Source organism: Tardiphaga sp. 709, assembly GCF_032401055.1.
GTDB lineage: Bacteria > Pseudomonadota > Alphaproteobacteria > Rhizobiales > Xanthobacteraceae > Tardiphaga.
The window spans coordinates 5,524,850-5,544,666 of record NZ_CP135529.1; the positions used below are offsets into that span (position 1 = coordinate 5,524,850).

General features: G+C 62.6%; 20 protein-coding genes and 1 riboswitch. Of the genes, 7 read left to right on the forward strand and 13 right to left on the reverse strand.

Annotated elements, in window-relative coordinates; genetic code table 11:
• Positions 1-28: 28 nt before the first annotated feature.
• The 5 genes from RSO67_RS26695 to RSO67_RS26715 form a co-directional block, all read right to left on the reverse strand.
• Positions 29-637: a thiamine phosphate synthase gene (locus RSO67_RS26695; protein WP_315841295.1), complete on the reverse strand. Its 609-nt coding sequence runs from the start codon at positions 635-637 to the stop codon at positions 29-31.
• Positions 624-1,406, reverse strand: coding sequence for a thiazole synthase (locus RSO67_RS26700; protein ID WP_315841296.1), 783 nt, complete (start codon positions 1,404-1,406; stop codon positions 624-626). The genes RSO67_RS26695 and RSO67_RS26700 overlap by 14 nt, the downstream gene beginning before the upstream one ends.
• Before the next feature lie 6 nt (positions 1,407-1,412).
• Positions 1,413-1,610, reverse strand: a complete 198-nt coding sequence (thiS, locus tag RSO67_RS26705; RefSeq protein WP_068732274.1) for a sulfur carrier protein ThiS — start codon at positions 1,608-1,610, stop codon at positions 1,413-1,415.
• A complete protein-coding gene (locus tag RSO67_RS26710) occupies positions 1,601-2,638 on the reverse strand; it encodes an FAD-dependent oxidoreductase (RefSeq protein WP_315841297.1) in 1,038 nt (345 codons plus the stop codon). Before RSO67_RS26710 ends, thiS begins: the two co-directional genes overlap by 10 nt.
• A riboswitch (TPP riboswitch) is annotated at positions 2,626-2,770 on the reverse strand. It overlaps the preceding gene by 13 nt.
• Positions 2,771-2,843: 73 nt before the next feature.
• A complete protein-coding gene (locus RSO67_RS26715; protein WP_315841298.1) occupies positions 2,844-3,350 on the reverse strand; it encodes a lytic transglycosylase domain-containing protein in 507 nt (168 codons plus the stop codon).
• Between the two features lie 218 nt (positions 3,351-3,568).
• Here RSO67_RS26715 and RSO67_RS26720 point away from each other — a divergent pair, with 218 nt between their 5' ends.
• Entirely contained in the window at positions 3,569-5,056 is a 1,488-nt protein-coding gene (locus RSO67_RS26720; RefSeq protein ID WP_315841299.1) for a hypothetical protein, read from the forward strand.
• A 3-nt stretch (positions 5,057-5,059) separates the two neighbouring features.
• Here RSO67_RS26720 and RSO67_RS26725 read toward each other — a convergent pair whose 3' ends face one another.
• Positions 5,060-6,382, reverse strand: a complete 1,323-nt coding sequence (locus tag RSO67_RS26725; RefSeq protein ID WP_315841300.1) for an ATP-binding protein — start codon at positions 6,380-6,382, stop codon at positions 5,060-5,062.
• Between the two features lie 10 nt (positions 6,383-6,392).
• The gene (locus RSO67_RS26730; RefSeq protein WP_089267366.1) at positions 6,393-7,130 is read right to left on the reverse strand and encodes a response regulator; all 738 of its coding nucleotides are present in this window, start codon (positions 7,128-7,130) and stop codon (positions 6,393-6,395) included.
• A gap of 170 nt (positions 7,131-7,300) precedes the next feature.
• Here RSO67_RS26730 and RSO67_RS26735 point away from each other — a divergent pair, with 170 nt between their 5' ends.
• The 3 genes from RSO67_RS26735 to RSO67_RS26745 all read left to right on the forward strand — a co-directional run bounded on the left by RSO67_RS26735 (position 7,301) and on the right by RSO67_RS26745 (position 9,049).
• Positions 7,301-7,882, forward strand: a complete 582-nt coding sequence (locus RSO67_RS26735) for a hypothetical protein (protein WP_315841301.1) — start codon at positions 7,301-7,303, stop codon at positions 7,880-7,882.
• Between the two features lie 157 nt (positions 7,883-8,039).
• On the forward strand, positions 8,040-8,417 hold the full coding sequence (locus RSO67_RS26740; protein WP_315841302.1) for a PRC-barrel domain-containing protein: 378 nt from the start codon (positions 8,040-8,042) through the stop codon (positions 8,415-8,417).
• An 80-nt stretch (positions 8,418-8,497) separates the two neighbouring features.
• Positions 8,498-9,049, forward strand: coding sequence for a PRC-barrel domain-containing protein (locus tag RSO67_RS26745; RefSeq protein WP_315841303.1), 552 nt, complete (start codon positions 8,498-8,500; stop codon positions 9,047-9,049).
• A 107-nt stretch (positions 9,050-9,156) separates the two neighbouring features.
• On the opposite strand, the gene RSO67_RS26750 is transcribed toward RSO67_RS26745, so the two are convergent.
• The 5 genes from RSO67_RS26750 to RSO67_RS26770 all read right to left on the reverse strand — a co-directional run bounded on the left by RSO67_RS26750 (position 9,157) and on the right by RSO67_RS26770 (position 14,367).
• Positions 9,157-10,707 (reverse strand): DUF4403 family protein, encoded by a 1,551-nt coding sequence (locus tag RSO67_RS26750; RefSeq protein WP_315841304.1) that lies wholly within the window; start codon positions 10,705-10,707, stop codon positions 9,157-9,159.
• Positions 10,708-10,781: 74 nt separating this feature from the next.
• Positions 10,782-11,477: a L,D-transpeptidase gene (locus RSO67_RS26755; protein WP_315841305.1), complete on the reverse strand. Its 696-nt coding sequence runs from the start codon at positions 11,475-11,477 to the stop codon at positions 10,782-10,784.
• Positions 11,478-11,694: 217 nt separating this feature from the next.
• Positions 11,695-12,549: an ABC transporter permease gene (locus RSO67_RS26760; RefSeq protein ID WP_231077590.1), complete on the reverse strand. Its 855-nt coding sequence runs from the start codon at positions 12,547-12,549 to the stop codon at positions 11,695-11,697.
• A 1-nt stretch (position 12,550) separates the two neighbouring features.
• Positions 12,551-13,354 carry an ABC transporter ATP-binding protein gene (locus RSO67_RS26765; protein WP_315841306.1) on the reverse strand — a complete coding sequence of 268 codons (804 nt, stop codon included), beginning with the start codon at positions 13,352-13,354 and terminating at the stop codon, positions 12,551-12,553.
• Positions 13,355-13,356: 2 nt separating this feature from the next.
• A complete protein-coding gene (locus tag RSO67_RS26770; protein WP_315841307.1) occupies positions 13,357-14,367 on the reverse strand; it encodes an ABC transporter substrate-binding protein in 1,011 nt (336 codons plus the stop codon).
• Positions 14,368-14,834: 467 nt separating this feature from the next.
• Between RSO67_RS26770 and RSO67_RS26775 the strand changes: the two genes are divergently transcribed.
• Positions 14,835-16,076 carry an extensin family protein gene (locus RSO67_RS26775; protein ID WP_315841308.1) on the forward strand — a complete coding sequence of 414 codons (1,242 nt, stop codon included), beginning with the start codon at positions 14,835-14,837 and terminating at the stop codon, positions 16,074-16,076.
• A gap of 9 nt (positions 16,077-16,085) precedes the next feature.
• On the opposite strand, the gene RSO67_RS26780 is transcribed toward RSO67_RS26775, so the two are convergent.
• Positions 16,086-16,598, reverse strand: a complete 513-nt coding sequence (locus RSO67_RS26780; RefSeq protein ID WP_315841309.1) for a TetR/AcrR family transcriptional regulator — start codon at positions 16,596-16,598, stop codon at positions 16,086-16,088.
• Between the two features lie 304 nt (positions 16,599-16,902).
• Between RSO67_RS26780 and RSO67_RS26785 the strand changes: the two genes are divergently transcribed.
• Positions 16,903-18,138 (forward strand): HlyD family secretion protein, encoded by a 1,236-nt coding sequence (locus tag RSO67_RS26785; RefSeq protein ID WP_315841310.1) that lies wholly within the window; start codon positions 16,903-16,905, stop codon positions 18,136-18,138.
• A gap of 14 nt (positions 18,139-18,152) precedes the next feature.
• The gene (locus RSO67_RS26790; protein WP_315841311.1) at positions 18,153-19,736 is read left to right on the forward strand and encodes a DHA2 family efflux MFS transporter permease subunit; all 1,584 of its coding nucleotides are present in this window, start codon (positions 18,153-18,155) and stop codon (positions 19,734-19,736) included.
• Positions 19,737-19,817 lie beyond the last annotated feature (81 nt).

Here is a 19,817-nt window from a genome sequence, read left to right on the forward strand (position 1 = left end):
CTAATCCTCCGTTGTCGTTCTTGAAATGTCAGGCGGCTTTGGCGGATGCGCCAAGCCATTGATGGACGCGGGCGTCCGGGTCTGCGTGTTGGGTGACGTCGCTGACGACGGCAATGGAATCCGCGCCGGCGGCAAAGATCTCTGCGGACTGTTCGAACTTGATGCCGCCGATCGCCACCAGCGGCAGGGTGCCGATGCGCTTCTTCCAGACCGAGATTTTCGGAATGCCCTGCGGCGCGAAGCGCATGGACTTCAACGTTGTGAAGAAGATCGGGCCGAGCGCGACGTAATCCGGATTGGCGCGCAATGCGGTTTCGAGTTCGTCCTCGTCATGCGTGGAGAGGCCGAGCGTGATGCCGGCCTTGCGGATCGCGGCAATATCGGCCTCGGCGAGATCTTCCTGGCCGAGATGCAGATGCTGCGCCTTGAGGTCGATGGCGACGCGCCAGTAGTCGTTGACCACAAGCTTCGTTTTCGTGTCGCTCGTGATGGCCAGCGCCTCGCGAAACAGCGTCGTCGCCGCTGCGTCGTCAAGATCCTTGGCGCGAAGCTGCACGGTGCCGACGCCCAGCTGCGTGAGGCGCTTCACCCAGGCTACGGTGTCGACGACGGGATAGAAACGGTCAGGATACGGCATGCCAGAACGGTGTCCCGATGACTGGAGTGGAAGGAGAAGCGAAGTCGCGTGCGCCCATCAGGCCCGCCTCATAGCCGGTGCGGCCGGCCTCGACGGCGAGGCGGAAGGCGTTGGCCATGGCAACGGGATCGGCCGCCTTGGCGATAGCGGTGTTGAGCAGTACGGCGTCATAGCCGAGCTCGAGCGCCTCGGCGGCATGCGATGGCGCGCCGAGGCCGGCATCAACCACCAGCGTGATATCGGGCAGGCGGTCGCGCATCAGCCTCAAGGCGTCGGCATTGATGATGCCGCGTGCCGAGCCGATTGGCGCGGCCCAGGGCATCACCACCTTGCAGCCGGCATCCACCAGACGCATCGCGACGCTCAAGTCCTCGGTGCAATAGGGGAACACCTCAAAGCCGTCCTTGATCAGGATATCGGCGGCTTCGACGAGGCCGACCACATCTGGCTGCAGCGTGTCGTTGTCGGCGATCACTTCAAGCTTGATCCAGGACGTGCCGAACAATTCGCGCGCGAGCTTTGCGGTCGTTACCGCTTCGCGCACGCTGCGGCAGCCCGCGGTGTTCGGCAGTACGGTAACGTCGAGCTCTCTAATCAGCGACCAGAACGCATCACCAGTCTTGCCGCCGGCGGATTCACGCCGCAGCGACACGGTGACGATGCCGGCGCCGGAGGCGCGGATCGCGTCCTGCATGATCGCGGGCGACGGATAGAGCGCGCTGCCGATCAGCAGGCGGGATTTGAATTCCTTGCCGTAAAAACTCACCATCAGGAATCAGCCTCCCTGCCGTGGCGTAATGATCTCGATTTCGTCGCCGGCCTTCAGTGGCGTCTGCGCCCAGGCGCTGCGTGGCACCACGTCGAAATTCAGCGCAATGGCGCAATGCGTGCCTTCATAGTCCAGTTCCTGCAGCAGCGCGCCGACATGCGACGCCTCGATCTCGCGGTGCTCGCCATTGACGATCACTTGCATTGCATCACCTCATTGTCGATCTCGCCACGCTTGATATAGTTGAGCGTCAGCTCCGCCAGCGCAGGCGCCAGCAGGAAGCCGTGGCGATAGAGGCCGTTCACCGCAATCATGTTCTTGTCGATCGCAATGCGCGGCAGGTTGTCGGGAAAGGCCGGACGAAGTCCCGAGCCGAATTCGAGAATGCGCGCTTCGGCAAAGGCCGGATGCACCGCATAGGCGGCGCCGAGCAGTTCGAGCGCGGAGCGAACGCTGACGCCGGTGTCTTCGCCCTCGATCGAGGTGGCGCCGAGCATGAAGCGATTGTTCGCGCGCGGGATCACGTAAAGCGGCCAGCGCGGATGCATCAGGCGGATGGGGCGCGAGAGCTGCACCTCGTCGGTCTCGACGATGATGATTTCGCCTTTGACGCCGCGCAGCTTCGGCGTGCTGGCATCATCACGTGCCGCAAGCCCGCGGCAGTCGATTACCAGGCCGTCGAGATCTTTCGGCTGCTGCTCGCTGTTGTATTTGATGATGCCGCCGGCGGTGGTGATCCGCGCATGGAGTTGCGGGAGCACGCGGCGCGGCTCCACATGGCCTTCGCCGGGATAGAACAGCCCGTCACGAAACCGGCCTTCGAGCGAGGGCTCGATCTCGGCGACGCCTGCCGCATCGAGCCGCGTATGGCCGGAGGTCATTTTCGCGAAGCGCTCGAAATCGGCGCGGTCGCGCGCATGCGCAACGACCAGCGAGCCATTGAACGGTGTGTCGGGGAGTTCCTCGCGCCACAGATCGAGTGCGCGCAAGCCCAGGCGGGAGACGACGGGCTCGGAGACCTCGGCTTCGCACCAGGGCGCCAGCATGCCGCCGGCCCAATGGCTGGTGGCGTCGCGCATACCCTGGTCGCTGCGCTCATGCAGCGTCACGGCGTGGCCCGCCTTGGCCAGCATCAACGCTTGCCAAGCGCCGGCAATGCCAGCGCCAATGACTGATATCGATTGACCCGCCACGGGAGAGTCCCCGCGCGGAGATTGCGTAGTCTGAAACATCCCTGTCCCTTCGCCGGCATGACCCGGATCAGGTTCAAAGGGTCACCGCGGTCTCGCGCGTCTCTTCCGGAACCGGAAAAGTGCAAGCTTGCGGTATCTCAGCTCCTCGTCGGAGCCCCCCTCGGAACGACTCTAATGTAAACCTATGGATGGGCGTGTCAACGCGCCCCAGGAATTCCCCGGGATTCCACCTGATCACGCACAATTAGGGCTTTGGAGCCTGCGCGTTGGCATTGGCCGTGTTCTGCAGGTGCAGGCGCTCGGCATCCTTGGCGAAGATCGGCTGATGCGGCGGCGCGGAAATGTCACGGCGCTGGCGCTTCGCGGCATAGTAGTAGCCGCCGGCATAGTAGGACACCGCGCGGTTGTGATTCCCGTCCGCGGCGCGGTAGGCGCCAGCGAGATATTTCACCGCATAAGTGAGATTGGTGTTGGGATCGCGGAGGCCTTCGGCAGTGCCGGTGTAGCCAACGCCGCGGGCGGTCGCGAGCTTGATCTGCATCAGGCCGATGGTGCCGCCGCGGCCGATCAGATTGGGGTGATACTTGCTTTCGCGCACGATCACACGATGTACCAGCGCCTCGGGCACGCCATTGGCCTGGGCATGGGTGGCAACCATGGCGTCGTAGTCGGCACGCTGCTGCGCGGATGCCAGTTGCGGAAGCGCGGCAACAACCAGAATCGTCGCCAGGGATAGAGAAATACGTTTCATGAATGGTCTCGAAAACTTCGTTCTCCGCCAGTAGCGGAGGCAGTCTTTCAGACGGCCTAAACCATCCGATTCAATTATCCGAGATGAGGGCTCGAATTGAGTCTTTCTGTAGGCCAGATTCGCCAGTTCGGCCCGATATTTACCCCAAATTATGCCCTGTCGTGGTTTGCTGCGGTATTCCAGCGCTTTTCTTGCGGTTTTCCAGGGGCATGCCGAGCATGACGATGTCCGCCACCCATCCCGTCGTAACCCGCAAGACGATGCACGGGCTGCTCCCGCTCTGGGCAGGGATTGCGGTCTATGCGCTGCTGCTGGCGGCGGGCAAGGCGCTGCTCAACGATCCCGACACCTATTGGCAGATCGCAGTGGGGCAGTGGATTCTCGATCACCACGCGGTGCCGCAGACCGACATCTATTCCTTCACGATGCGAGGCCAGCCATGGATCTCCACGCAGTGGCTAGCGCAGGTGCTCTATGCGCTGGTCTATGGTGTGGCCGGCTGGACCGGCCCCGTGGTGCTTGGCGCTGTCGCTGTCGCCGTGACCATCGCGATGCTGACACGGTTTCTCGACAAACGGCTGCCGACCACAGCAACGCTAGTGCTGGTTGCCACGGCACTGGCGTTGATGGCAGGGCACGTTGTCGCGCGGCCGCATCTGCTGGCGATGCCGGTGACGGTGGCATGGGTCGCCGGCCTCGTAAATGCGATGGATCGCAGGAGCGTGCCATCGTTCTGGCTGCTGCCGCTGATGGCGCTATGGGCCAACCTGCATGGCGGCTTCATTCTCGGATTGGCGCTGATCGGTCCGATCGGGATCGATGCGATCTGGCATGCACCGAAGACGATGCAGCGCGCGCTGCTGCTGCGCTGGGCGCTGTTCGGCATTGCCGCGCTGGCAGCAAGTTGCGTGACTCCTTACGGCTGGGACTCGCTGCTGGCGTCGCGTCGCATTCTCAATCTCGGTGAAGCGCTGGCGCTGATCGGCGAGTGGCGGCCTGCGAATTTCAATCATGCCGGGCCTCTGGAACTGACCGTGCTGGTGGCGTTCGCGCTGGCGCTATGGCGCGGCATCACGCTGCCGCCGATGCGCATCGTGCTCGTGATCGGCTTCGTGTTCATGGCGCTCAGCCATGTGCGCAACGCGGAAGTGCTGGCGTTGCTGGCGCCGCTGGTCCTGGCGACGCCGCTTGGCTTGCAGATCGGCGGACCGCAGCGGCCAGAGGCCAATCATGTATCGCCGCAGCGCGGCCTGTTGTTCGCTGGGATTACGATCTGTCTGATCGCAGGCACATTCGTGTTGGCGTCCATGCAGCGCTACATGCCGCGCGAGGCGGCTGCGCCTGCAAAGGCCGTGACTGAACTCCAGAAACTCAAGCTCAGCCGCGTCTTCAACGACTACGACTTCGGCGGCTATCTGATCGCGCGTGGCGTACCGACCTTCATCGACGGCCGTACCGAATTGTTCGGGACAAAGCTGATGGTCGATCACAACAATGCCAGCGGTCTGATCGAGCCTGATGATCTTTTCCGGCTGCTGAAGGACTACGACATCGAGGCGACCTTGCTGCGAACCCAGAGCGCGGCGACCAAGCTGCTCGATCGCGTCGATGGCTGGGAAAAGATCTATAGCGATGACATCGCCACGATCCATCTGCGCAAACCGGGTGCGGTCCACAGCGTTGCGCCTGCGGTGAAGGCGAACTGAGCGCTACGCTGCGGCTCTGTCCGTATCGCGTGCCGGCAGCGTGATGCGCACGATCAGGCCACGAGGCTGGCGATCCAGCAATGTCAATTCGCCGCCATGGGCCAGCGTTACGGCGCGGGCGATCGACAGGCCGAGACCGAAGCCGGCAGCTTCATGATCCATGTTGCGGGCGTCGTCGCCGCGCACGAAGGGCTGCAGCATCGCGCTCTTTTGTGCGTCCGAAATGCCAGGACCATCATCGGCGACGTCGATGATGGCGCCGCCCTCGGACATCGTCAGAGAGATATTCGCTTCCGATCCGAACTTCACGGCGTTCTCGACCAGGTTGGTCACTGCGCGATGCAGATCGTCAGGTCTTGCCATCGCCATGGCATGGGACGGGCCCTGGTAGGTCACCATATGGCCGATGTCGGCAAACTGGTCGGCGATCAGCTGCAGGGTTGTGGCGATATCCGTCAGCGTCATCTCTTCCAGCCGGCGGTCGTTGCGCAGGAACGATAGCACCGCTTCGAGCATCGAGCGCATCTGATCGAGGTCACGCAGCATGTGACGGCGATGGCCGTCGTCCTCGATGAATTCCGAGCGCAGCCGCAGACGGGTGATCGGCGTACGCAAATCATGGCTGATGGCGGCGAGCATCTTGGTGCGGTCGTCGATCAATGTGCCGATGCGTTCGCGCATCCGGTTCAGCGCGCGTGCCACCGAGCGAATTTCTTCGGGGCCGCGCTCGGGCAGGGGCTCAGCCGAGCCGTTCAGGCTGAACTCTTCCGCTGCCTTGGCAAAGGCCGAAAGCGGCGCGGACAGCATGCGGGCCGCCCACAGGCCCAGCAGGGTCAGGCTGATTACCACGAACAGAAACGTCAGAACCCAGGGACCGCCCAGAAAGAAGCCTGGTCGTCGCTCCGGCAGACTACTGAAGGAGAACATGTCGCCGTCCGGGAGGGTGATCCCGATCCGGTCCGGCGAGTCACCGATCGTCAGCAGTCGCGCGTCGGAACCAAGCAGCCGGCGTAAGCTGTGACGCGGATAGTCGGGGCCACTGTCGGTCGTGATCGTTGCATCCCGAGGGACTGGCCGGATATCGAATTTGGGAAAGGCGTTTTTCAGATTGACCAGAAGTTCCGGGCGATCGGCGATCGGTGTCGCCTTCAGCAAGCGAACGATCGCGATCAACTCGCCGTGGCCACGATCCCGCTCCTGATCATTCGGGTCCGGCCGCATCAGCGTGAACAGCAGCGAGAGAACGATGTGGATAGCTACGATCGACATCACCACCAGGGCGGTGATCTGGCCGCTGATCCGACGCAGATTGAGGACGCTGAACATCCTGATGAAACTAGTTGGTCGTCGCCGTGGCGACCGCTTCCACAGTCGGCGTGAACATGTAGCCGCCCGAACGCACGGTCTTGATCATTTGCGCGTCCTGCGGGTCGATCTCGATCTTGCGGCGGATACGGCTCACGAGCACGTCGATGCTGCGTTCGAACGATCCGGCGCTGCGGCCCTGCGTGAGATCGAGCAGGCTGTCGCGCGACAGCACGCGGCCGGAGCGCTCGACAAAGGCGCGCAGCAGATCGAATTCGGCCGAGGTCATGGCGACGCGGGCGCCTTCGGGATTGCGCAATTCGCGCAGGCGCAGATCGATCTGCCAGCCAGCAAATGACAGCGCCGTGGCGTTCGGCGTAGCGCTCGCATTGAGCGCCGTGGCCTGTCGGCGGAGCACCGCATTGATGCGTGCCAGCAATTCGCGCGGATTGAAGGGCTTTGGCAGGTAGTCGTCGGCGCCCATTTCGAGGCCGAGAATGCGGTCCACGTCTTCGCCGCGCGCGGTCAGCATGATGATCGGCAGTTGCGACTCGGCGCGCACCTTGCGGCACAGGCTGAGGCCGTCTTCGCCGGGCAGCATCACGTCGAGGATCAGCAGGTCGACACGGGTGTCGGCCATCACCTTTTCCATCTCGCGCCCGTCGGCAGCTGTGGTGACGTTGCAGGAATTGGTACGCAGATACTTCGCGATCAGCGTACGGGTTTCGCGGTCGTCTTCTACGACCAGGATGTTCGGTACGTTTGCCATGCGAACTCTTTTGGCCGGGATCGGCGCGGGCTGCAGAAGTTTTTTGTTTCGGACTATTGCTGGTGGCTGGGGCGCAACAACCCGCAACATGTCAGCAAGGCGATAACAAGACCTCGTTAAGAAGGTTAACCGCATGTTGCGAGCACTAAGCAAGCACCTTGGAGCAGATCATGACCTCTATCTCGGCTGCGTCCAGCAGTTCCTACCAATCCCCCCTTCAAAAACTGCAGCAGGAGCTGCAGGCCGAGCTTTCCTCCGGAAAGATCAGCAGCGGCGATCAGGATGCGCTGTCCTCTGCTTTAACCGATATCGACTCGTCGCTGCAGGCCGACCGTTCGAGCCAGAGCAGCGGCAGCCGGCCGTCGCCGGACGAGATGAAATCGAAGATCGACGATCTCATCAGTGCCCAGGTGTCCAGCGGCAAGCTGACCTCCGACCAGGCCACCGAATTGCAGGGCGTGTTCCAGTCGGCCTTCGCCGATGGCGGCCCGGGTGGGGCAGGAGGCCCAAAGGGTGCCGGCGGTCCACCCCCCGGCGGCCCTCCGCCGTCGGATAGCGCCGATAGTACCGACAGCACCGATGATACGAACAGTGCGACCAGTATCTCCGATATCATGAAGCAGTTCCTGGACTCGCTGAAGCAATCGCTCGAGGCCTCGTCCTCGAGTGCCTATAGCGCGAGCGGGACCAGTACGACGGCATCCAGCAGCAAGACCTCCTTCACCGCGCTGCTGATCGACTACCAGACCTGATACGAAGACGGCGACGCGTACGACCAGGCAGACGCCACCATCTTTCCCGCAAGGGAAAGGTGGTGGTTTCTTTTGTGCACGTCACTTTCGCGCTATTGCCGGAACAAGGAACACGTCCGGGCATTGTTATCCCTTCAAGTGATTTATGGAGGCGACAATGACTCCCGACGTCATGACGAAGCCGCATAGCCTGATTGCGAGCGACCGGATCGAGGGAACAGCCGTCCGGCGTCCGAGCGGCGAACGCATCGGTCATATCGAGCGGCTGATGATCGACAAGATCAGCGGCAAAGTGTCCTACGCCATCCTCAGCTTCGGCGGCTTTCTCGGCCTCGGTTCGAATCTGCTGCCGCTGCCTTGGGCGCGGCTGACCTTCAATCGCACGCTCGATGCGTATCAACTTGATATCAGCGAAGAAGAATTGCGCAGCGCGCCGTCATTCACCGAGAAGCGCGAATTCGACTGGGGCGACAGGTCGCAGGAAGAGGCGCTGCATCGCCACTATGGCGTCGCACCCTATTGGGGGGAATTCTAACGCCCAATTTTGGCTGGAACCGGAACAGTCATTGTACCTCCGCGTTGGTTTTGTACCACCCACAACGAAAGGAGGAACATATGTTCAAGAAATATATGACGGCGGGTATCGTTGGTTCGGCGCTGTTGGCGACTGCAGCTTTCGCGCAGAGCCCGAGCGCAACAACGACAACCACAACTCCGGCGGCTGCGCCGGTCACCGCATCTGATACGACGTTCAATGGCAACTGGCGTACATCGAAGGTGGTCGGTCTGAGCGTGTATAACGAAGCCAATGAGAGCCTCGGTTCGATCAACGATCTCCTGACCGACAAGCAGGGGAACATCAAGGCGGTGGTGATCGGCGTCGGTGGTTTTCTGGGCGTCGGCGAACACCTGATCGCCGTGCCTTATGACAAGATCAAATTCGTGAACGAGCCGGTCTCAACAATGGCGTCTTCAACTGGCGGTTCTTCGGGCATGAAGTCGACCTCGACGTCGAGCGGCATGACCACGGGTGCAGCCACCACGGGTGCTACGCCGGCGGCCGCTACGCCCGCCAAGGCGAATCCCTGGTACCCTGACCATGCGGTGCTCAGCGGTGCCAGCAAGGATCAACTGAAGGCGATGCCTGAGTTCAAGTATGCGATGTAGGCCGTTTTTGCGTCACGTTTTGACAACGTGAGTTAATAGGCAGCAAGTCAACGATAAGAGCGCGCCCATTTCGCGGGTGCGCTCTTCGCCGCGTCATCGCGTTAAATCTATAGCCCCGGTAAGGCCGTCACATTCACATTGATGGCGCCGTCGGCCTCCGCGATCACCCGCAGCGTTTTGGAGTCGAAGGCGATCCCGCCAAGGCGGAGGCTGCTGATCTCGGCGCCGACGCGGATGCCGTTTTCGTTCTTCTGGAAATCCGCGATAACGGCGGCGATCTTCTTTTGTGCGTTCGAGGCAAAGGGCTTCAGATCGATGGTCGCACGTTCGGCCAGTGTCTTCTGTAGCAATGGCATAGCTGCACGAGCTGCCGCGCCGAGCAGGCCGAAGGCCGCTTCTGATTCAACGGCAAGTTCCAGATCGGTAAAGCGCAGCGTCTGTGCCGCCTGATCGAGCGCAGGCTTGCCCCAGATATGGACGGTTGCTTCGCCGCCAAGACCGAACCAGCTCTGCTTCTCCTTGGCATTCACCAGCAATGAGATGAGCAGGCGGTCGCCGGATGCGGAAACAGTTGCCTTCTTCACCGTCACTGCGACCGCGCCGGAATTGTCTTCCGGGAATGTCTTGCCGGCGAGCTGCGCCTCGATGATCTTGTTCAGTTCAGTGAAAGGCATGTCCACGGGCACACCGATACTGAGTTTGCCGGGGCCGGGCGGCACGATGGCGAGTGTGGCAGGGAACGGACAATTCGGCTGCGTCTGTGTTGAGGTCACGCGTGTTTCGGCCTCGACGCCGAGTGTCAGCGTCAAATTGCTGGCGTCAATGCGCGGCTGAGCGGCGACGGCACGCGTCGGTTTCAGTTCGATGAACAGGTTCTGCAATGCGCTCGCACCTTGCAGCGGGATCGACCGGCAGAGTTTGGCCCATTCACGCCGGGCATTCTGCTCGAAGGCGGGATCGTTGCGCAGGCGCTGCTGCAGGGCGATGATCTGCTCGTTCACCGCATTGTCGATCATCGGCTTGACCTGCGCGGGCACATTGATGCGGGCACCGGCGACCGCGACATTGGTATCGCCGAGTGTCACCTGAGCGGCCAGGTTCGGCTCGATCCGCCAGTTCGGGGTCAGCCGTGGTTGCGCCGAGACCACCACATTGCCGCGGATTTCCGCATTGGCATTGACGTTCTTGATGTTGATGTTGCCAAGCTGCTTGGCCACATTGCCGCCGAGCAGGCTGCCGAGCGCGCCGCCCAGTGCGTCGCGCACATTCGTCGAGATCGCGCCGGTGACATTGAGCGTGCCGGTCAGGGGCGCGGACATGGTCAGTGTGTCCTGCGCGCCGGTCGCCGCGATCGGGCCGCGTGCGGCGGTCCACTTGATATCGGCATCTTGTAGCAATTGCTGTACAGGATTGTCAGCCGTGCCGCTGAAGCTGCGCGGCGCGCCGCGGTCGGCGGCATCGCGGATCGCGGTGAGTGCAATGGCGACCGGCGCGATGATGCTTGAACTGCGTGCGGGTGAGGGCGGCAGTGGCGGCAATGCGACCAGCACCGGCGCCGGGCCAGCGCCGCGCGGTGCCACGTAGTCCATCACCTTGAGTGCGACCACGAAAAAGACGGCGACCAGCACCACGCCGATGAGAATTGGTTTCAGACGCATGATGTCCCCGCTCGAAAACGCGGGGACATTACAATGCTGTGGTGATGCGCGCCAGTTATGAACCGTGCCCGACTTTAGCCACGCTTGCCGCTTGCGCTGTCTGCACGGCGATCCATCGGCAGCACGACGACCTTGGTGCCGACGGTGACGCGGGAATACAGATCCGACACGTCCTGATTGGTGAGGCGGATGCAGCCCGACGAGACCTGCGTGCCGATGGTCTCCGGCATATTGGTGCCGTGGATGCGATAGATGGTGCCGCCGAGATACATGGCACGGGCGCCAAGCGGGTTACCGGGGCCGCCGGCCATGTGGCGCGGCAGATAGGGCTGGCGTGCGATCATTTCAGCGGGCGGGGTCCATGCCGGCCATTCGGCCTTGCGGGTCACGGTTTGTACGCCGGACCAAGTGAAACCATCGCGGCCGACGCCGATGCCATAGCGGATCGCCTGACCGTTGCCGAGCACGTAATAAAGATAGGTGTTCGGCGTATCGACGATGATCGTGCCGGGGGCCTCGCGGGTCGGATAGTTGACGATCTGCCGTCTGAAGCGCGCCGGCTGTTCGATGGCCTGGCGTTCGTCATCCACCTGCGGCGACTGCATATAGGGTGCAGGCTCGCTCTGGACCGGCGGCGCCATGAAGAACGGAAACAGCGGCAGCGGCGCTGCGGCTGCCGGGTGGGCAAAGGAGAATGCGCCGGCAAGGAGCGCGCCGATTGCGACGGCAGCACGGCGAATTTTTCGTTCGAAAGAAGCGAGGGTGATCATGGGAATCTCCGTTTGAGCGCCTGTGAATGAGCGCCCGTTCGGCGCCTCGTTGGCAGGAGATGTACCCAGCGGCCGTTTCAGGAGATTTGCGTCAATTCTGCAAAACGGTTTCGTCGCGGCGGGGAAATGTGTCGTCGCAGGGGATAGGGGCAACATTGTTGCATCGGGAATGACCGTCGGCGCGCCGATTTGAATCAAGCGCGCCGGGCTTCGGTGGTCACTCGTTAACGGTGGTATCCGGGCGCCAGGTCAGCAGCCGGTTCTCGATCATGGTCAGGATCCATTCGGCCAGCAGTGCCACGATCGCGATAACGATCATCGCGGCGAACACGCCGTTGGAATCGAACGAGCCCTGTGCGGTTGCGATCAGCAGCCCCATGCCTTCGCGGGCGCCGAGGAATTCGCCGACGATGGCGCCGACCAGCGCGAAGCCGAACGACACATGAAGGCTCGCGAGAATCCAGGACAGGGCCGAGGGCAGCACCACCGCGCGGGTCATCTGCCAGTTGCTGGCGCCGAGGATGCGCGCATTGGCGATCAGGTTCTTGTCGGCCTCGCGCACGCCCTGGAAGGCGTTGGCGAACACCACGAAGAACACCATCACGACGGCCAGCGCGATCTTCGATGCCGCGCCGAGGCCGAGGGCCACGATGAAGATCGAGCCGAGCACGACGCGCGGGATCGAATTCGCGACCTTGATGTAGATCGAGAATACGTCCGACAGGAGCTGGTTACGTCCAAGCGCGATGCCGCACAGGATGCCCATGGCCGAGCCGATCAGAAAGCCGGCGCCGGCCTCGTAGATCGTCACCCAGATCTGTTTCCACAGCGGCCCGATCGAGGTGCCGTTTTCGGTCCAGTCGATCAGCTTGGTGACGATGCCGGATGGCTGGCCGAAGAAGAACGGATCGATCACGCCGAGGCGGACGCCGAATTCCCAGCCGCCGATCAGGAATACGAGAACGGCAAGCCGCAGCGCCAGCACCAGGCGTTGATGGCGGCGCAGGCGCTGAACGGCGGTTTCGATACGGCCGTCGGTGGCGAGGGGGGCGGTCACTGTTGTCTCGGTCATGTCACTGCCCCGCCCGTGCGCGCAATACTTCCTCGCGCAGGTCGTCAGAGATCTTGCGCGCAATGGCGATGAAACGTTCGTCATAGCGCAGCGTCGCGACATCGCGTGGACGCGGCAGGTCGATGGTGTGGACGGACTTGACCCGCGCCGGTCGCGTGGTCAGCACGGCGACGCGATCGGCGAGCAGGATCGCCTCGTCGAGATCGTGGGTCACGAACAGCACCGCGGATTTCGCCTGCGCCCACAGCTGCAGCAGTTCCTCCTGCATCAATTCCCTAGTCTGCACGTCGAGCGCGGAGAACGGCTCGTCCATCAAAAGGACCTGCGGATTGTTGATGAAGGTCTGCGCCAGCGCCACGCGCTTGCGCATGCCACCAGAAAGCTGATGCGGATGATGATGTTCGAAGCCCTTCAGGCCGACGCGGATGATCCAGTCGCGCGCAGTGGCTTCCGCCTTGTCTTTCGCGACACCGCGAAACAACGGCCCGGCCATGACATTGCCGAGCACGTCGCGCCATGGAAACACGGCATCCTGCTGGAACACGAAGCCGACGCGGCGATCGACGCCGGTCACGGGTGAATCGAACAACGTGACTTCGCCGCCTTGCGGGCGGGCGAGTCCGGCGATTAGCCCGAGCGTCGTTGACTTGCCGCAGCCGGTCGGGCCCACCACGGCCATGAATTCGCCGGGCGCGATGGTGAGGTCGAAATCCTCCAGCGCGGAGAGAACGTCACCCGATGGCGTGACGAAGCGGCGCGCGACGTTCTTCAGCGCGACGGCGGAGGGCGATGCAATTGCTGACATGCTCAGTTCGTCGCGTTGGCTTTGACCACGAAATCCGTGGTGTAGGTCTTGGCGAGATCGATGGTCTTGCCCTTGAGGTTGGGCGAGAAGCTGTTCAGCACGCTCAGCACCGATTCCGGCGCACCCGCCGGCATCATGCCGTCTACGGAGTATTGCGGCTTGCCTTCTTTCAGGCCCTGCACATAGAGATCGAGTTCGCCGGCGTAATAGTCCTTCGGCATCTGCGCGGCGATTTCCTCCGGCGAGTGGCTGTTCATCCACTTCAGCGTCTTCACGAAGGCATTGACGACCTTCTGTGCCGTCTCCCTGTTCGCTTCCATCCAGGCGCGGTCCATATAGAGACACGCGGCCGGATAATCGCCGCCAAGTGCAGCGCGGGTGCTTTCCGGTGTGCGCAGATCGATGCCGACTTTAGCCGTGCCGTTTTTCACCGCGCGCGCCACCGTCGGCTCGGTGGTCATGCCGGACACGATCTTGCCCTGCTGCATGGAAGCCAGGAACGTATCGCCGGCGCCGACCGGCACCAGCGTGTAGTCCTGCATCTTCAGGCCCGCCTTGGCGGCGAGCGCGCGGGTCAGGAAGTCGGTGGCAGAGCCGAGACCGGTGACGCCGAGCGTCTGGCCCTTCCAGTTGGCGGGATCCTTCAGCTTGTCGGCGTCGGCAGCCTTCACCAGCACGACTTCGCCTGGCGCGACGGCGAATTGCACCACCGAGGTGATGAACTTGCCCTTGGACTGCAGGTCGATGGTGTGATCGTAGAAGCCGACCACGCCTTGCACTTCGCGCGCGAGCAGGGCGGTCGCCGCCTGCGAACCGGAGGTGGAGTTGAACAGCTCGACGTCGAGCCCCTGTTCCTTGAAGAAGCCGAGCTGCGCCGCGAGTTTCGCCGGCAGATAGATTTGCTTGTCGATACCGCCAACCATGATCTTGATCGGGGTTTGCGCCGCAGCAGGGGCTGCAAGTGCGGCGGCGAGTGATACAGCCGCAATGGCTGCGGCAAAGAATTTGCGCATAGGCGTTTCCTGACTTCTGAATTCGGCGCTGGTCTACTGCGCGGGCGATCGTCCCGGCTGATGCGCAAGCGCTCGCAACGGGGGTATCAGGCCCCGGCCTGCGTCAAACTGTCAATCGGCTATTGGCAGGTTACGGCAGCAAAAAGCGCCCGCTCGGGAGAGCGGACGCCATAGATGAGAAAGCTTTATGGGATTAGGGCTCTACAGCACGCCAAATACGATAGCGCCGACGAAGGCGATTGCCGCATAGGCGGCCACAACGCTGAGTTGGCCGAACATAGTCATGGGAACCCTCCCTTTGACGTTGTCGCGCTGAGTAACGCGAAAGCTGGCAGTCCGTTCCCGCAGAAAAGAGAAGGAAGTCGACCAACTGCGGCCGTAGCGGTACGAGCGTCAGCAACATGGTAAATCAAATGTGAATTCAATGCGTTGAAGAGTCTTTAAAACATTTCGACCACCTTGCGCCAATGACGCGCAGAGTTCGTTTGTATCTCGTCGGCTCCGTCGTCCTTGTTTCGCTTGCGGGTTGCGGACGCGGTCTGTTTCAGACCCAGGAACGTGAACCATGGCGTGCCGAGGCAGAAGTCGCATGTCTCAAATCCGGCACGGTGAAAGAGGGCGCTGATCTCGTTCGGATCAACCCGATTTCCGGGCCCGGTGTCTGCGGCGCAGAATTTCCCTTGAAGGTCGCAGCCCTCGGCGAGGCCAGCAGCAGCTATGGTTTTGCCGATGAAACCTTGCGGCCGCCTGGCGGCATCAGCGGTGCAAGCCAGCCGCGTTGGCCGGTGCAGCAGCAGCCACAAACCATGGCGCGCCCCGCGAGCAACTATCCAAGTTCCTATCCGCAAACCGCGCCGCAGCAGCCGTCCTATGGTGGTTCGTCCTACGGCGGCGCTGCCAATAACGGGCCGATCTCGCTGAACGCGCCGGGCGTGCCGCCGGAGAATGAAGACGAGATCGAATTGCCGCCGGAAGGCTCGCCGCAAACAATGCCGGCACCGCAGCCGCAGCCGCGCGCGCCTTACGGCCGTTACAGTTCAGGTGTGCAGCAGAGCCAGCCGCCGCAGGATTATGCCCCGCAGCGTCTCGGACCGGGACAGGGCAATGTTACGGGCTCGGTCGGGCCCGTCGTCGTGAAACCGACGGCGACGCTGGCCTGTCCGATCGTCTCGGCACTCGACAAGTGGCTCGCGGAGTCCGTGCAGCCGGCGGCGATGCGCTGGTTTGGCGTTCGTGTCGCCGAGATCAAGCAGATATCCGCTTATTCCTGCCGCGGCATGAACGGCAATTCGCGCGCACACATCTCCGAACACGCATTCGGCAACGCGCTCGATATCTCCGCCTTCGTGCTCGCCGATGGTCGCAGCGTCTCGGTGAAGGCAGGCTGGAAGGGGATGCCGGAAGAGCAGGGCTTCCTGCGCGACATCCAGGGCGGCGCGTGCCAAGTCTTCAACACCGTGCTGGCGCCGGGCTCCAACGTCTATCACTACGATCACATTCACGTGGATCTGATGCGCCGGCCCAAGCGCCCGGTGATCTGCCAGCCGGCTGCCGTGTCGGGCGAGGAAATTGCCGCACGCGCGCAAAGCCGCAACCCCTATGCCAGCCGCAACAGTGACTACGGCGGCGTGACCGGCTCGATCGGCCGCACGGCCAAGAAGTCGACGCGTAAATCGCCCGATGACGAGGACTTCTACGAGAACGAATAGACGAGCGCGTCAGATGCGGTAGGCGGCAAGGAACATCTGCACCGCGCTGTCGACGACCTTGTCGATTTCCGCGCGCGTCGGAGTCGGCTTGGCCTGGAAGATGAACGGCTGAAACAGCGTCGCCTGGCAGGACATCATGAACTGCGCTGCCGCCAGCTCGGTGTCATTGATCCGGAGTTCCTTCGCCGCCACGCGGGCGTCCAGATAGTCCGCGACGCGCCGGATTGCGTGCGCCAGCACCGCTTCGTAAAAGCGTTTGCCAACATCGGGCATGCGCTCCGCGATCGCCATCACGGTACGGATCGCCGAGCCGCCGCCGGGCCGACACAGCAACTGGATATAGGCACGGCCGAACTCGCCGAGCGTGGTCACCGCATCGCGTTCCGGATCGAGATTGAAGACAGCCTTGCCCTGTTCAAGCTTCTCCTGCTCGACGATCGACTCGAACAGCGCGCTCTTGTCGGTGAAATAGACATAAAGCGTCCCCTTGGAGACGCCGGCGGCACGCGCGATCTCGCCCATGCTGGCGCCGTCGAAGCCCAGATCCAGGAAGACTTTTCGCGCACCGTCGAGAATTTGGCGGCGCTTGGCGCTGTCTTCCTCGCCGACAGGCGAGAGGGGGCAGGGTGGGAGGCAACCATTCGTTCAGCCTGTTCGATGAATCAGCGGGATATCGCCCGCGATGAAACCGGAATAACGCGAAATCGTGATGAACTGGCCGAACTATATCTTGACCGAACCGTTCGGTCAATTTAGATAATGTCACAGCAAGCGGGGACCCAGCATGTCCGATGGTCTCCGCATTCTCACGTTTGAGGAGGCCGGAATGGCCGGACCACGCGACCAGGCTGCCCGTATCATTCGCCCCGAAGGCGAGGCTGACAGCGCGCCGGTGCGCGTCGTGTCGCCCGCAGCGGATGAACCCGCAGCCCGCGGTCCTGCGGATGCGCCCGCACCTGAACAGCCCGCCACAGCAGCAGCACCGGCGGCAACTGCGCAGACCGCTGCGCCAAAGTCCGGCAAGAAGAAAAAAGTGCTGCTCGGTGTCGGCGCGCTGCTCGCCGTCGCTGGCGTCTATTACGGCATCAACTACTATCTGGTCGGCCGCTTCATCGTGTCGACCGACGACGCCTATGTCCGCGCCAGCAACACCACGCTGGGTGCGCGCGTATCGGGCCACATTGCGCAGATCCTGCCGGGCGACAACGTCGCGGTGAAGGCCGGCGAGGTGATCTTCAGGATCGATGACGGCGACTATCGCATCGCCGTCGATGCCGCCAAGCGCAAGATCGACACCCAGAAGGCCACCATCGAACGGATCGGCCGTCAGGTCGGCGCACAGGAAAGCGCCGTCGAGCAGGCGCAGGCCCAGCTCGCATCGGCTGATGCCGCCGCCAATCGCGCGTCGCTTGAATTCGATCGTCAGGAAACGCTGAGCAAGCAGGGTTTTGCTTCGCGCTCGGTCTACGAGACCTCGCAGTCGAACCGCGACCAGACCTCGGCTGCCGTCAAGGCCGCGAAGGCATCCGTCGACTCCGCCAAGAGCAGCGTCGAAGTGACGAAGGCGCAGCAGAACGAAGCGCGTGCGCAGCTCGCCGAATTGCAGAGCGCGCTGGACAAGGCCGTGCGTGATCTCGATTTCACCACCGTGAAGTCGCCGGTGGATGGCATTTTTTCGAACCGCCTCGTTTCGACCGGCGATTTCATCAGCGCCGGCCAGCGTCTCGGCAATGTCGTGCCGCTCAACGACGTCTATATCGATGCCAATTTCAAGGAGACGCAGCTGCGCCGCCTGAAGCCGGGCCAGCCGGTCTCGATCGAGCTCGACGCCGATAGCAGCCGCGCCATCGAAGGCACGGTGGAAAGCCTCGCGCCGGCCGCGGGCTCGGTGTTCACGCTGCTGCCGCCCGATAACGCCACCGGCAACTTCACCAAGATCGTGCAGCGCGTGCCTGTGCGTCTCAGGGTGCCGGCTGACGTCGCCAAGGAAAACCTGCTGCGCGCCGGCATGTCGGTCTATGTCCGCGTCAACACCAAGCCGGGTGCAGAACCCGCGCGTTGAGCGAGGACAAGCAGATGTCCACGACCACCACCGTATCAGGCGCACCGCCGGCCGCTTCGGCTGCGGACTATGTCGCGCCGAAACGCCTGATCGCGTTTCTGATCATGGTGTTCGGCATGTTCATGTCGATCCTGGACATTCAGATCGTCTCGGCTTCGCTGTCCGAAATCCAGGCCGGATTGTCCGCATCATCCAGCGAAGTCTCCTGGGTGCAGACCGCCTATCTGATCGCGGAAGTGATCGCGATTCCGCTGTCCGGCTTTTTGTCGCGTGCACTCGGCACGCGTCTTCTGTTCGCAATCTCCGCCGCCGGTTTCACCTTCGCCAGCCTGATGTGCGGCTTCACCTCGTCGATCGAGCAGATGATCCTGTGGCGCGCGATCCAGGGTTTCCTCGGCGCCGGCATGATCCCGACGGTGTTCGCCTCGGCTTATACGGTGTTTCCGCGCTCCAAATTCCATATCGTCGGCCCGATCATTGGCCTCGTGGCGACACTGGCGCCGACCATCGGCCCGACGGTGGGCGGCTACATCACCGATGCGCTGTCATGGCACTGGCTGTTCTTCATCAACGTGGTCCCCGGCATCGGCATCACCATCGGCGTGCTCGCGCTGGTGGATTTCGACGAGCCGCATTTCGAACTGCTTGATCATTTCGACTGGTGGGGCCTCGGCTTCATGGCGGGTTTCCTCGGTTCGCTGGAATATGTGCTGGAAGAGGGGCCGCGTAACGATTGGTTCCAGGACACGTCGATTGCGATCTTCGCGGTCATCTGCCTGCTGTCGGCCATCGCATTTTTCTGGCGCGTGCTGACGGCGCGGGAACCCATCGTTGACATCCGTGCCTTCACAGATCGCAATTTCGCGCTGGGCTGTCTGTTCTCGTTCTGCGTCGGCATCGGGCTCTATGGCCTGACCTATCTCTATCCGCGTTATCTCGCGGAGATCCGCGGCTACAGCGCGCTGATGATCGGCGAGACGATGTTCGTCTCAGGCGTTGCGATGTTCCTGACGGCGCCGCTGGTGGCGCGTCTGATGCAGAAGATCGACATGCGCTATCTCATCATGGCGGGATTGGCGCTGTTCGCTGCCGGCACCTGGCAAATGACATGGGTGACGCGCGATTTCGATTTCTACGAATTGCTGCTGCCGCAAATCCTGCGCGGCATCGGCATGATGATGGCCATGGTGCCGATCAACAACATTGCGCTCGGCACGCTGGCGCCGCAGATGCTGAAGAACGCCTCCGGCCTGTTCAATCTGACGCGCAATCTCGGCGGCGCGCTCGGCCTCGCGCTGATCAACACCGTGCTTGATCACCGCACCGACTTCCACATCACGCGGCTGCACGACAAGGTGACCTGGGGCAACGCCAAGGCCGTCGAAACGCTGAACATGTTCACCCAGAAGTTCCAGGGCATGGGCGACGCCTCGCGCATGGCGATGAAGCAGCTGTCGCAGATCGTGCATCGTCAGGCCGTGGTGATGAGCTTTGGCGATGCGTTCTTCGCGCTGTCGGTGTTCTATGTCGGTCTCAGCCTCATGGTGATGCTGCTGAACAAGCCCAGCAATCCCGCCAATGCAGGCGGCGGGCACTAGGCGCGGCTGGAGCGGTTCTATCGCCAGCCGACGCTTTCCTGCGGGCCATCATGTTGCCAAAAGTCGGCGGCACATCTATAA